Source organism: Mycobacterium sp. ACS4331, assembly GCF_001667265.1.
In the GTDB taxonomy this organism is placed as follows: Bacteria; Actinomycetota; Actinomycetes; order Mycobacteriales; family Mycobacteriaceae; genus Mycobacterium.
Genome location: NZ_LZHW01000044.1, coordinates 1 through 13243 on the forward strand (window position 1 = coordinate 1; position 13243 = coordinate 13243).

The 13243-nt window shown below is 68.3% G+C and carries 12 protein-coding genes; 6 read left to right on the top strand and 6 right to left on the bottom strand.

The annotated features are described in order from the left end of the window. Positions 1 to 153: 153 nt before the first annotated feature. Positions 154 to 2313: a glycoside hydrolase family 3 C-terminal domain-containing protein gene (locus A5727_RS10970; protein ID WP_068248822.1), complete on the bottom strand. Its 2160-nt coding sequence runs from the start codon at positions 2311 to 2313 to the stop codon at positions 154 to 156. A gap of 20 nt (positions 2314 to 2333) precedes the next feature. Beyond that, the gene (locus A5727_RS10975) at positions 2334 to 3824 is read right to left on the bottom strand and encodes a carboxylesterase/lipase family protein (protein WP_231992034.1); all 1491 of its coding nucleotides are present in this window, start codon (positions 3822 to 3824) and stop codon (positions 2334 to 2336) included. Positions 3825 to 3905: 81 nt separating this feature from the next. Here A5727_RS10975 and ypfJ point away from each other — a divergent pair, with 81 nt between their 5' ends. After that, on the top strand, positions 3906 to 4793 hold the full coding sequence (gene ypfJ / locus A5727_RS28095; RefSeq protein ID WP_068248824.1) for a KPN_02809 family neutral zinc metallopeptidase: 888 nt from the start codon (positions 3906 to 3908) through the stop codon (positions 4791 to 4793). Positions 4794 to 4819: 26 nt separating this feature from the next. Here the strand turns inward: ypfJ and A5727_RS10985 are convergent, their stop codons facing one another. Together A5727_RS10985 and A5727_RS10990 are read right to left on the bottom strand one after the other, a co-directional pair. Continuing rightward, on the bottom strand, positions 4820 to 5701 hold the full coding sequence (locus A5727_RS10985) for an acyl-CoA thioesterase (protein WP_068248826.1): 882 nt from the start codon (positions 5699 to 5701) through the stop codon (positions 4820 to 4822). Beyond that, positions 5698 to 6570, bottom strand: coding sequence for an LLM class flavin-dependent oxidoreductase (locus A5727_RS10990; protein WP_068248828.1), 873 nt, complete (start codon positions 6568 to 6570; stop codon positions 5698 to 5700). The genes A5727_RS10985 and A5727_RS10990 overlap by 4 nt, the downstream gene beginning before the upstream one ends. 81 nt (positions 6571 to 6651) lie before the next feature. Here A5727_RS10990 and A5727_RS10995 point away from each other — a divergent pair, with 81 nt between their 5' ends. The 5 genes from A5727_RS10995 to A5727_RS11015 all read left to right on the top strand — a co-directional run bounded on the left by A5727_RS10995 (position 6652) and on the right by A5727_RS11015 (position 11571). Continuing rightward, entirely contained in the window at positions 6652 to 7266 is a 615-nt protein-coding gene (locus tag A5727_RS10995) for a TetR/AcrR family transcriptional regulator (protein ID WP_068248830.1), read from the top strand. A gap of 132 nt (positions 7267 to 7398) precedes the next feature. Then, the gene (locus A5727_RS11000; protein ID WP_068248832.1) at positions 7399 to 8628 is read left to right on the top strand and encodes an amidohydrolase family protein; all 1230 of its coding nucleotides are present in this window, start codon (positions 7399 to 7401) and stop codon (positions 8626 to 8628) included. 91 nt (positions 8629 to 8719) lie between these two features. Continuing rightward, the gene (locus tag A5727_RS11005; protein WP_068248834.1) at positions 8720 to 9853 is read left to right on the top strand and encodes an acyl-CoA dehydrogenase family protein; all 1134 of its coding nucleotides are present in this window, start codon (positions 8720 to 8722) and stop codon (positions 9851 to 9853) included. A 2-nt stretch (positions 9854 to 9855) separates the two neighbouring features. Continuing rightward, the gene (locus tag A5727_RS11010; RefSeq protein ID WP_068248836.1) at positions 9856 to 11118 is read left to right on the top strand and encodes an acyl-CoA dehydrogenase family protein; all 1263 of its coding nucleotides are present in this window, start codon (positions 9856 to 9858) and stop codon (positions 11116 to 11118) included. 18 nt (positions 11119 to 11136) lie between these two features. Next, on the top strand, positions 11137 to 11571 hold the full coding sequence (locus A5727_RS11015) for a ketosteroid isomerase family protein (protein WP_068248838.1): 435 nt from the start codon (positions 11137 to 11139) through the stop codon (positions 11569 to 11571). A 38-nt stretch (positions 11572 to 11609) separates the two neighbouring features. Here the strand turns inward: A5727_RS11015 and A5727_RS11020 are convergent, their stop codons facing one another. Together A5727_RS11020 and A5727_RS11025 are read right to left on the bottom strand one after the other, a co-directional pair. Continuing rightward, on the bottom strand, positions 11610 to 12620 hold the full coding sequence (locus A5727_RS11020; RefSeq protein WP_068248840.1) for an Rv2578c family radical SAM protein: 1011 nt from the start codon (positions 12618 to 12620) through the stop codon (positions 11610 to 11612). Between the two features lie 51 nt (positions 12621 to 12671). Next, on the bottom strand, positions 12672 to 13118 hold the full coding sequence (locus A5727_RS11025) for an Rv2576c family protein (RefSeq protein ID WP_068248842.1): 447 nt from the start codon (positions 13116 to 13118) through the stop codon (positions 12672 to 12674). Between the last annotated feature and the right edge of the window lie 125 nt (positions 13119 to 13243).

Sequence of the window (13243 nt, forward strand, 5' to 3'; positions counted from 1 at the left end):
GCGTACCCCGCGAACGAAACGCCATCGAACAACACCCTCCAAGCAGTCAGGTGCTGCAGCGACCACTTGAGTCTGAGTGGGAAAACCCGAAAATAAGGCAACTCTCGGCGAGATTCGAGCCGCCGTCCGGCTCAGACCCCAGCCGCCGAGCTGTCAGGACAGCCCCAACACCGCCTCGAGCTGAGCACGGCTCACCGCACCACCGGTGAACGTCGGCAGACGATCGAGCGGGATGCTCGCCATCATCGCGCCGACCCCGGTTGCCTGCTGCCCCGCGGGCAACGCCGTGCCCAACAGCGCCACCAGTCGCCTCATCACCTCGGGATGCGCCGCGACCTCGGCGAGCGTCGACTGCAGGGTCAGCGGCAGATCGACCTCGTCACCGGCGATCACGAGACCGGCGCTGACCCGGATGTCGCGGCTGGAGGCGCCGACGTCGATCCGGTACTCACCACCCTCCAGCACCCAATCACCCACGCGCACATCCCAATACGCGAGTTCGCTGCGTCCGAACCGGACCTCGACGGCGGCCTGCGCTCCGGGCTCCAGGTGCACCGAGGCGAACCCCACGAGTTCTCTCGGCGCGCGGGCCACCCGCGAACCGGGCAGCCCGGCATAGACCTGCACGACCTCACGGCCCGCGCGGGATCCGGTGTTGGCCACCACGACACGGGCCGTCACGTCGTCACCGTCGGCCGTGACCGTCAGGTCGCGGTGGGCGAACGTGGTGTAGGACAGCCCGTGCCCGAACGGGAACTCCACGGGCCAGTCCCGCGCGTCGTACCAGCGGTAGCCCACGAAGATGCCCTCGCCGTAGCGGACCCGGCCGGCCTCGCCGGGAAAGCTCAGGAACGACGGAGCGTCCTGCAGCCGCAGCGGCACCGTCTCGCTCAGCCGCCCACTCGGATTGACCAGGCCGAACAGCACATCCGCGATCGCCGCCCCACCACCCTGCCCGGCCAAACCGGCGTCGAGCACCGCGGGCGCGGTCACCGGCCCCAGCGCCACCACACCTCCGTGGACCAGCACCACGACGGTGCGCGGCTGCACCGTGAGCACCTCGGCCAGAAGGGCCGACTGCGCCGCGGGCAGGTCCACACCGGTGCGGTCGAAACCCTCGCTCTCCTGGCTCTCCTCAAGACCCAGAAACACCACCGCGACATCGGCGTCGGCGGCCGCACGCACCGCCTCCGGTCCCCCGGGCGCGAACTGCACCCGACCGCGACTGCGATCCCGGATCTCATCGAAGGGAACGTCCAGCCGTGTCGCGTTGACCCGCGAACTCCCCCCACCCTGGTACCGCGGCGTCCTGGCGAACTCGCCGATCACCGCGACGTCGGCCGCCGGATCCAGGGGCAGCAGTTCGTCGGTGTTGCGCAGCAGCACGATCGCCCGGCGCGCGACCTCGCGGGCGAGTTCGTGGTGGGCCGCGAAGTCGACGTCCGCAGCCGGCCCGGGGCGGGCCGCGCGCCGCGCCAGAGCCTCGACCCGCGCGGCGCTGCGGGTCACGGCGTAGGCGGGCAGCAGTCCGGACTCGACGGCCTCGACCACCTCCGTGTCGGATGTCGGGTCACCGCCGGGCATGACGAGATCCAGGCCGGCGGCGACGGACCGCACCCGGTCGACCACCGCCCCCCAGTCGCTGACCACCACACCGTCGTAGCCCCACTCGTCGCGCAGCAGTTCAGTGAGCAGCCAACGGTTCTCGGCCGCCCACTGCCCCCGGATCCGGTTGTAGGAGCACATCACGGTCCACGGCCGCGCCTCGGTGATCACCCGGTGGAACGCCCGCAGGTAGATCTCCCGCAGGGCTCGGTCGTCGACGTCGACATCGACCCGCATGCGGTCGTGCTCCTGGTTGTTGACGGCGAAGTGTTTGACCGACGCGCCCACCCCTTCGGACTGAATGCCGCGCACCCACGCCGACCCGAGCACCCCGGACACGTGCGGGTCCTCGGAGAAGTATTCGAAGTTGCGGCCGCCGCGCGGATCCCGCTTGATGTTGATCCCCGGCCCCAGCACCACTCCGACGCCCAGGGCGCGGGCTTCCCGACCGACGGCCCGGCCGACTTCGGCCGCCAGCTCGGGGTCCCAGGTCTGTGCGAGCGCCACCGCGGACGGAAAGCACGTCGCCGGCTCACTGCCGGCCAGTCCGAGGTGATCGGTCGCCCCGAGCTGCCGACGCACGCCGTGGGGTCCGTCGGTGAGGACGACGGCCGGGATGTCCTCGACGGCCTTGCTGGTCCAGAAGTCGGCGCCACTTCCCAGGGCGGCCTGCTGCGGTGTCGACAGTCCGGGCACGGCTCGGTCCATGAACCGACGCTAGCGCGTCGTCAGCACAGTCCGGCCCAGGCCGCGCGCCGGATCGCATCGGGATCGTCGACGACGACGTCGCGCGTGGTGCGGATGACGCGGGTCCGACGGCGGGCGAGGTCGTAGCGGGGCCACGGTTGCGGCTGATCGGCGGTGGCGAAGTGCAGCCAGGCCTTCTGCATGCGCCTGCCCACCGCGGGCGGGAGCCGGCGACCCAGCGGGTGCAGCCGGCGCCCGAGGTACGAGCCGTAGCTGTGTTGGATGTGCACGATCTCGCTGCCGTGGGTGGCGCCGAGACGCAGGGCGCGCAGTGTCGTGGGCATGTGGTCGAACCGGTAGGCGAACGTCGGGGCGTGCGGACCGTACGCATCAGCGAATGCCCAGGTCGGGGCCCCGAACATGGCGTCGGCTCCCACCGCGACGAGCGCGCTGCGCCGCGGGTAGCCCGGATAGGCGGCAAGCACACGGTCCTTGGCGTCGGGATCGCGCCGGGCGAAGTAGTGGTCGATGTTGGCCTTGGTGGTCGGCAGCATGGGTGGCCGCGACCACGCGAACATCGACGCCTCGTCGCTGTTGGTCCCGATGATCAGCGGAACGTCGGCGACGGCACCGCGCCGGGCCGCCTCGATCGGATCGAAAGGGAGCAGATCCACGCCGTGGGTCAGTCCATGGGCGAGCGTCGGGGTGCTGGACACGCTGCGCAACTGGATCATCCCGGCGGCGTGCCGAAGCTGCCTCTGCGGCAGGTCCTTGAGTTCATCGGGCCTGGCCCCGACCTCGCGCAGGAATCGTTGCGCCTGCTCGGCCCGGGTGTCGTAGTCGGCGATCAGAGGCAGCGCGGGACTCTGGGCGATGGCGCGGTGGAACAGCCCGGAGGCGGCTGGGCTGGCCAGAAGCGCCAGCACCGACGTGGCTCCCGCGGATTCGCCGAACACCGTCACGCGGCCGGGATCGCCGCCGAACGCGGCGATGTTCTCCTGGACCCACCGCAGTGCCGCGATCTGATCGCGCAGGCCCAGATTGTCGTCGAAACCCTCACCGAGGGAGCCGAGTTCGAAGCCGCCGAACACGCCGATGCGGTACGTCACGTTCACCACCACGACCCGGCCGTTGGCCGCGAGCCGGGAGCCGTTGTACAGCTGGAACTGACCGGCGCCGTAGAGGAAGGCCCCGCCGGGGATCCACACCATCACCGGCAGCCGCGCACTCGGATCCGGCGACCAGACCGTCAGGGTCAGGCACGCCTCGTCGCGCATCTTGGGGTCGTCGCGGCCGCCGCCGACGAAGGTCTTGCCCTGCGGTGGCAAAGGTCCGTGCTCGAGCGCGTCGCGGACACCGGTCCACGGCCGCGGCGGGCTCGGGGCCGTGAAACGGCGCGCTCCGACCGGCTGCTCCGCGTACGGAACGCCGCGCCAGACCGCGACGTCGCCCTCGACGCCGCCGCGGAGCACACCCGCCGAGGTCTGCGCCAGATGCGCGGTGTCGGCGATGCCGGTGCGAATGGCAGCCACGCCCCGAATCGTATGTGCAAAGCTGTAACCCCGACGACCGGCCACCGCGGCCGGAACGGTGAGCGCGGATGGAGAGTGCCCATGACCTTCAGTGAAGGGATGCGGATCGACACCAGCACCACCTCCACGAGCGGCGGTGGACGCGGTGGACGCGGTATGGCGATCGGCGGCGGAGTCGGCGGCCTGATCGTCCTGTTGATCGCGCTCTTCCTCGGCGTGGACCCAGGCGGCGTCGTCTCGCAGCAACCCATGGACACCGAAGGCGTGGAGGCCGCGGGCTTCGACGTCAGCCGGTGCCGCACCGGCGCCGACGCCAACAACATCGTCGAATGTCGAGTGATCGCCACCGGCAACTCCGTCGACGCGATCTTCGGCCAGTTGGTGCAGGGCTACACACGCCCGAACCTGCGGCTGTTCACCGGCGAGGTGCAGACGGCCTGCGGCCCGGCCACCTCCGACGTGGGCCCGTTCTACTGCCCGGCCGATCAGACCGCGTACTTCGACACCGGCTTCTTCGAGGTGCTCAAGACCCAGTTCGGCTCGAGCGGTGGTCCGCTGGCCCAGGAGTATGTGGTGGCCCACGAGTACGGCCATCACCTCCAGAACCTGCTGGGCAACCTCGCCAAGGCGCAGCGCGGCCCGCAGGGTGCCGAGGGCAACAGCGTGCGCACCGAACTGCAGGCCGACTGCTACGCCGGGGTGTGGGCGCACTACGCCGCGATCACCAAGCAGCCCGGCACCGACGTGACGTTCCTGGAACCGTTGAGCGACAAGGACATCGCCGATGCGCTGTCGGCCGCCTCGTCAGTGGGCGACGACCGGATCCAGAAGGCCGCGACAGGACGGGTCAACCCGGAGGCGTGGACACACGGGTCCTCCGAGCAGCGCCAGCACTGGTTCACCGTCGGCTACCAGACCGGTGATCTGAAGAAGTGCGACACCTACCGCGCCACGAGCCTCGACGGCTGAGCCTCCCCCTTTTTCCGGTGAGGTGACTAGAGGCGGGACTTCTCCTCGATCGCGGTGTCGTTGGTGCGCAGCGGGCGGATCAGCGCGTCCTGCGTGAACGACGCCAGCAGGTCCCCATCCTCGGTGTGCACCGTCCCGCGCACGTAGGACATGCCGGAGCCGACCTGCGTGCTCTCGTGCGAATAGAGCAGCCACCCGTCCCAGCTGACGGGCTCGTGGAAGCTCACGCTGATGGTCATCGGTGCGGTCGACACCGTGAGGTGGGCCTGCGCGGTCCCGATGCCCTCATGCGCCCGCATGGTGGTCGAAATCCCCAGATGTCCGGTGAAATACGCGATCAGCGCCTTGGCCAGATCGTCGCGCTGCGGGATCGGGTCGTAGTGCAGCCAGGCGTGCAGTTCCGGTGGGCCGACCTCGTCGGGGCTGTTGACGTCGACGACGTCCACAAGGCGCAGCTCGCGACCCACCATCGGCATCTCGGAGACGTTGGACTCGGCCGGCGACTTGACGTCGGGTCGCGTCAGGTGGTGGGTGATGACGTCCGCGGTCGGCACATCGCACAGCACCGTGATCGTGATGCACCGCTTGCCGTTCTGCAGCGCGGTCACCACGGCGGTCGCCGCCGACCGGCCCTCCTGCACCACATCGAGGTTCAGTTCGACGGGGGCGCCGACGAGCACGACACGGCTGAAGACCGCGTACGCCGAGCGCACCGACTTGTCCGGAAACCTTTTGGCGACAGCGACGATCGCCTGTGACAGCACCTGGGAGCCCTCGACGACCTGGCGGTCGTCCTCTCCTGCCGGCCCGGTCGGGGCGTCGAACCCGCCGGTGTCGTTCGCCTCGACGTCGAACAGATCGAGCAGGGTCTGCACCGTCCAGACCGCCTGGCTGGATTCCGTTGTCACGCTGTCGTCCCTTCTGATTGCGCGATGATTTTCATCACCGTGTCGGAGAATTCGGCCAGGGTGGCCGGAGCCGCGAAGTCCGCGAACCACACGTAGAAGCGCTCGACGCCCTTGTCGATGAGCGCGGTGAAATGCTCGACGAGTCCGTCTGCATCGCCGCACACCAGACCGGACCCGAGGTGCCCGAAGCGCCTGGTGCTCACCGCGGTGACCTCGGCCAGGTCGGCGCCGCGTCCGGCGAACCCGACCATCTGCTGCATGGACACCCGGGCGTCACCGACGGTCGGCAGAAGCTCGTCGAGGCGCGCCAGCTGGTGCGACGGGATGTTCCACCACTGCGCGTACCGGCGCACCAGGTCCATCGTGGTCTTGCCGGTTCCGCCGAGTACCAACGGAATCTGTTGGGATGCAACGGGTTCCTGCTTCATCACGGAGTCGCCGTCCAGCCCCCAGCAGCGCCGGATCACCTCGACGTCGTGGGTGAACCGGCGCGCCCTGCCCTTGGCGTCGTCGCCGCCCTCGATGCCGAACCGGTCGAACTCGGCCGGCCACGAGCCGGACCCGAGACCGAGTTCAAAACGTCCGCCGGACGCCTCGGCCAGCGTCACGGCCTGTTTCGCCAGGACTGCGGGATGCCGGAAACCGTCGCACAGCACGAGATGCCCGATCGTGAGCCGATCGGTGCGGGCCGCCACCCAGGTGGCCAGTGTCATTGCCTCCCAGATGCTTTGACCGGTGGCGCCGGGGGGCTCGAGATGGTCGATGAACGCAATGCCGTCAAACCCGTTGCCCTCGGCCGCCTGCGCACGCACCACCACGTCGTCGATGCCCATCCGCACCTGAGGAAGGAAGAGAAACCACTGGGCCATGGGTCCAAGACAGTAACGGTCGATCGCCGATGTGCGCTAGACACTCGCCCGCCAGGGTGTAAAGCCGGTACCCTCCCGACGATGACCAAGCCGAACGGAGCCGCTGCCTCCCAGCCCGCGGCCGAGTCGCGCGCCCAGAGCTTCATGCGTTCGGCCTTGGCGATTCTCGGCGAGACGGGGCGCACCGACTTCACGGTCCTCGAAGTCGTCGAGCGGTCCAAGACCTCACTGCGGGCGTTCTACCAGCACTTCGCCACCAAGGATGAGCTGCTGCTGGCCCTGGTCGAGACGATCATGGCCGAGGCCACCGAACGCTGGCGCGCCGACACCGAGGGCCTCGCGAGCGACGAGGCGCTGCGGCGCCTGATCGAGCGCATCAGCGCGCCCGCCGCGACGAGCACGCAGGACAGCATCAACCGCGGCCTGACGTACTACAACGACCGTCTGTTCGAGGCCAGGCCCAAGGAGTTCGCCAAGGTGCTGGCTCCCCTGCACACGCTGGTCGTCGACATCCTCAACCGCGGTATCGCCGAGGGCAGGTTCCGCGCCGATCTCGACGTCGAGACCGACGCCGCCATTCTGATGCAGACGGTCCTGGGTGCACTGCGGCTTCGCGACCTCGGGCTGGGGCTGAACGGCACCCCGATCGATGGGGAGAACCTGTTCAACTTCTTCCTGCGCGGACTGGCCCGCTGATGGCTCTGAACTGCTGAAATAGGCGGATCGACGACTCTGGCGCCGTTACACTTCTGCGTGGTAATGTCGTTACCAGAATCGGTAATGCCGTTACCAGGCGCCGTAGAACGTCATGCCAGGGAGCTCACAACCATGCCGTCACGCATCCTCGACTATCCGGTGTTCGACGCCGACAACCACTTCTACGAGCCCAAGGAAGCGCTGACAAAGTTCCTGCCGGACAAGCGCAAGGGCGTAATCGACTACATCGACGTGCACGGTCGCACCAAGATCATGGTGCGCAACCACATCAGCGACTACATCCCCAATCCGACCTTCGAGGTCGTCGCCCGCCCGGGCGCACAGGAGGAGTACTTCCGGCACGGCAGCGGCGGCAAGAGCTACCGCGAGGTGATCGGCAAGCCCATCAAGGCCATCCCCGCCTTCCGCAATCCCGAAGCACGCCTCGAGGTCATGGACAGCCTGGGTCTGGACTACACCCTGATGTTTCCGACGCTGGCCTCGTTGGTCGAGGAGCGCCTCAAGGACGACCCGGAACTGATCCACGACATCATCCATGCGCTCAACGAATGGATGTATGAGACTTGGCAGTTCGACTACGAGGGCCGGATCTTCTCCACCCCGGTGATCACGCTGCCCATCGTCGACCGCGCACTCGAGGAGCTCGAGTGGTGTCTGGAGCGCGGCGCCAAGACCGTTCTGGTACGCCCGGCGCCAGTGCCCGGCTTCCGCGGCACCCGGTCGTTCGGCACCGAGGAGTTCGACCCGTTCTGGCAGGCCTGCGTCAAGGCCGGCATCCCCGTGGCCATGCACGCCTCGGACAGCGGGTACGCCCAGTACCTCAACGACTGGGAACCCGCCGACGAGTACCTGCCGTTTCGGCCGACGTCGTTCCGGATGGTCGCGATGGGCAAGCGGCCCATCGAGGACACCATGGCCGCACTCGTGTGCCACGGCGCGTTCACCCGGAACCCGGACCTGCGCATCCTGTCCGTCGAGAACGGCGCATCGTGGGTGCCCTACCTCTTCCACCAGTTCGCCGATGTCTTCTCGAAGATGCCGAAGCAGTTCCCGGAGGACCCGATCGAGGCCTTCAAGCGCTGCGTGTACGTCGCGCCGTTCTGGGAGGACAACTTCAAGGAGATGGCCGAGCTGTGCGGCATCGACCGGGTGATCTTCGGCTCGGACTGGCCGCATCCCGAGGGACTGGCCGATCCGATCAACCTGGTCTCCGATCTGCAGGCCCACGGCCTCGACGAGGAGGGTGTGCGAAAGGTCATGGGCAAGAACATGATCGATCTGTTCAAGGTCGAGAACAAGGTCGTCTACAAGCCCGACGTACCCGCTCTCGTCCTCACCTGAGACCCATCGACCGTCGACTGCGAGCGTGCTGGAGGTCTCCGGCACGCTCGCGGCACGCTCACTCCGAACCCGAAGAGGGGCAACCGTACTCATGACAGAAGTGGCCAACCCGGAGCAGCTTCTCTTCGCCTCCACAGCACAGGCGTTCCTGGAACGCGAGGCATCGCTGCCGAAGGTGCGCGAGCTGTACGAGCGTGACGAATCCTTCGACGCGGCATGGTGGCAGCAGGCCGCCGAACTCGGGTGGGCCAGCCTCCTGGTACCCGAGGAACTCGGCGGCGGCAGCGTCTCCGGTGACGGTGTCGCCGACCTCGCCCTGGTGGCCGAGCAGGTGGGTCGCACCGTCGCACCCGGCCCACTGCATCCGGTCAGCGTGGTGCTCGCCGGCCTGGTCGAGTCGCCTGAGGGTCACGAGGACACCATCGAGGCGCTGGTCTCCGGCGAGGCGATCGCGTCATGGGCCACCTACGAGCCGAAGCGCCCATTCGATCCCACGCATCCGGTGACCACGGCCACCCGCACCGACGCCGGATACCGCATCGACGGTGTGAAGGACCGCGTCGAGGCGGGTGCCGAGGCAAATCTGCTGCTCGTCGTCGCGCTGCTCGACGGGCAGCCTCGCCAGTTCATCGTCGCGGCCGACGCACCCGGGGTGAGCGTGACCGTGCAGAAGTCGGTCGACCTTGTGAAGCGTTATGCCCGTGTGGAGTTCGACGGTGTCAAGGTCGCCGAGTCGGCGGTGGTCGGTTCGGCGGATCTGACCGCGACCGCGATCGAACGTCAGCGCCAGGTGGCACTGGTGCTGCAGTGCGCCGAGATCGTCGGCATTCTCGACGCGGTGCTGGCGATGACCAATCAGTGGCTGCTGGACCGGCACAGCTTCGGCCGCCCGCTGGCGTCCTACCAGGCCCTCAAGCACCGGTTCGCTGACATGAAGATGTGGTTCGAGGCCGCCCGGGCCACCACCGCCGGGGCTGCCGCGGCCGTGGGCGCACGTTCGGCCAACGCCAGCAAGCTGGTCAGCGTCGCGAAAGCCTATGTCGCAGAGCGCGCCCCGTTGATGCTGCAGGACTGCGTGCAGTTGCACGGCGGTATCGGCGTCACCTGGGAACACGACCTGCACCTGTACCTGCGACGCGTCGCTCTGAACCGGGCCATGTACGGCTCGCCCGAGGACCACCACCGCGCGGTGTACGAACTGAGCCGCAAGACGCAGGAGGCATGAGCATGACGGACACCGCGGTCTCCACGGGCACCCAGGAGTCGGTGGCCGAGTTCGCCGCGCGCGCCAGGGTCTGGCTTGCCGACAACATGCCACGCATCGACCCCGACAACCCCCCGTTCTCGGTGCGCGCCCACCAGGAGTCCTGGGACCGCGCCAAGGAACTGCAGAAGCGCCTCTACGCGGGCGGTTTCGCCGGGATCTGCTTCCCCCGAGAATACGGCGGCCTCGGACTCGATTACGCCTACCAGAAGGCGTTCAACGGCGAGTGCCGCAACTATGAGATGCCGCTGATCCTCAACACCCCGTCGTTCACGATCTGCGCGGCGACCATCCTCGACGTGGGCAGCGAAGAGCAGAAGCGGGAACGCATCTCGGCCGCGATCCGCGGTGAGGAGATCCTGGTCCAACTGCTCAGCGAGCCCAGTGGCGGCTCCGACCTGGCCGGGGTCATCACACGCGCCGACCGCCGCGACGGAAAGTGGATCATCAACGGCGCCAAGACCTGGAGCACCAGTGCCTTCGCGGGCGACTACGGGCTCATGCTGGCACGCACCGACTGGACCGTGCCCAAACATGAGGGCCTGACGATGTTCCTGGTGCCGCTGGACGCACCCGGAATCACGATGCGCCGCATCAAGGAGGTCAACGGCAACGAGGAGTTCTGCGAGGAGTTCTTCGACGGCCTCGAACTGGGTGACGACGCCGTCGTCGGCGCGGTCAACGACGGTTGGACCGTGGCGTCGCGTCAGCTGTTCCACGAGCGTCGCGCGGTCGGCGGCGGATCGGAGTTCGCCAGCGGCACCGGCGCCGAGAACGCCAACGAGATGCCGCCGGATCACGTCGGGCTCGCGGAGGCCACGGGCCAGGGCGACGATCCGGTGATCCAGAATCTCGCGGGCCGGGCGCTGGCCCGCCGCATCGTCAAGGCGCAGTTGATCGAGCACGTTTCGCAGGCGATCGCGGCTGGGACTCTGCCCCCGACCTCGGGCACGCTGATCCGGCTGTTCCATGCCGAGACCACCGAACTCGAGGTGGACACCGCGCTGACGATCGCCGGCACCGCGGGCGTCGTGGACGAGGGCGGCGACCTCGGCGGACTGTTGGACGTGGGCGTGCGCTACCTGTCCCGGCAGACCGGGTCGCTGGGTGGCGGCAGCTCCGAGATGGCCCGCAATGTCATCGGTGAACGCATCCTGGGGTTCCCCCGCGAGTTGGCTGCCGACCGCGGCGTGCCGTTCAACGAGGTGAAGCGGGGCCGCCAGTGACATGGCTAGGGTGCACCTGTGACTGAATCCACCACCGACATCTCCCCCGCACTGGCCGCATCGCACGCGTCGTGGGCCGCCGTGCACGCCAACGACCGGGAGGCCTGGCTGGCGCTGATGGCCGACGACATCGTCATCGAGGACCCGATCGGTCCGGCGCCCACCAACAGTGACGGCACCGGTGTGCGCGGCAAGCAGAACGTCTATGCGTTCTACGACAGCACCATCGCCACCGCCGTCGCCCGGCGCATCACCTGCGAGGAGACCTTCCCGTCGAGCTCGCCGAACGAGATCGCGCACATTCTGAACCTGCACTTCGAGTTCGAGGGCGGTATGACCACCGACGTCCGCGGCGTCTTCACCTATAAGGTCAACGACGCGGGCCTGCTGACCAACCTGCGCGGCTACTGGAACATGGACGCGATGACGTTCGGCCAGGTCGAGGGCGACTAGCCCCCGGGCGCGTCGCGCACCACCTGAAACCGCCACCGTCAGAACAGGGTCGGCTGCAGCACCTCGACGGACGGCTGCGCGGGTCGCGGCGGTGGCGTCGCCCGAGTGCCTCCCAGGCCGTGCCTGGCCACCAGTGGCGCCACCCGGCGGCGCAGGTCGTCCCGGTATTCCGACGGCAGGTAGGCCCCGCGGCGATACAGCGTGCGATAGGGCCCGACCAGCTCGGGATGTGAGCGCTGCAGCCAGCCCATGAACCACCCGCGGGTGGCGCCGCGCAGATGCAGGCCGAACACCGTCACACTCGTGGCACCGGCTGCCGCGATGCGCCCCAGCAGGTCATCGAGGTGGTCGATGGAGTCGGTCAGGTACGGCAGCACGGGTGCGACCATCACGTGGCAGTCCAGGCCGGCCTCGCGGATCGCGTTGATCAGCTCCAACCGTGCCGCCGGGGTGGGAGTGCCGGGTTCGACGTCGCGCTGCAGGTCCGCATCGCCGACGGCCAGCGACACCGCAAGCGACACCGGTACCCGGGACGAGGCCTCGACGAGCTGAGGCAGGTCCCGCCGCAGCAGCGTGCCCTTGGTGAGGATGGACATGCCGGTCCCCGAGTCCGCCAGCGCGGCAATGATGCCCGGCATCAGCGCGTAGCGGCCCTCGGCGCGCTGATAGGGATCCGTGTTGGTGCCCAGGGCGACGGTCTCACGCTGCCACGAGGGCCTGCGCAGTTCCCGGCGCAGCACATCGACGACGTTGGTCTTGACCACGATCTGGGCGTCGAAGTCGTTGCCCGCGTTGAGATCGAGGTACTCATGCGTGGGGCGGGCGAAGCAGTACCGACAGGCGTGCGAGCACCCGCGGTAGCCGTTGACGGTGAACCGGAACGGCAGCATCGCCGCCTCGGGAATCCGGTTCAGCGCCGACTTGCACAGCACCTCATGGAACGTGACGCCCTCGAACTGCGGGGTCTTGACGCTGCGGACGAATCCGATGCGCGCGAGCCCCGGCAACGCACCGTCGTCCGCCCTGACCGCCTGCGCCTGCCACCGCATCCCACCATGCGAACATATGTTCGATGGCGATGTCAATCAGTGGTCAGCGATTCACCACTGCGAAAGCATGCAGATCGGGCTGTAGGGATGATCGCCGGTCACCGCGACCACACCGTCCACGGCCACCTCACAGTGGGCGTTCGGAGCACCCATTCCACCGCGGGTGGTGCTGCTGACCTGCAGGAACGCCCACTGGGGATCGGCGAGGGTGGTGTCGAACACCCAGGGCGCCTCCGGCGTCACCGTGATGGTCTCGCGCTTGAGGTACGCGTCAGCGTTGGCGTTGTACTCGGCCTTGCTGGCGGGCTGATTGACCAGGTAGGTGATCTGAAACTGGTACGGGGCGCCCGTGGCGAGGACGTACCGGACGTTGCCGGCCCCCGGGTTCTCAGTGCCCTCAGGCTCTGCCGCTGACGTGCCATGTGTGACCGCTGTTGCGGCGGCGGCCAGAGCGAAGGCGGCCGCGATCCGACGTGTCGCTGTTCCCATGTTCGTCATATCTTCCGACGCTACCGGATCGTTACAACGTCCCCGCAGGTTCCCCTCGGCGACCGCTCGACGCCGCGGACCGACCGCTGAACACGGGTGGAACAGGTCGTTAACGCGTTCGTGACACACAGATA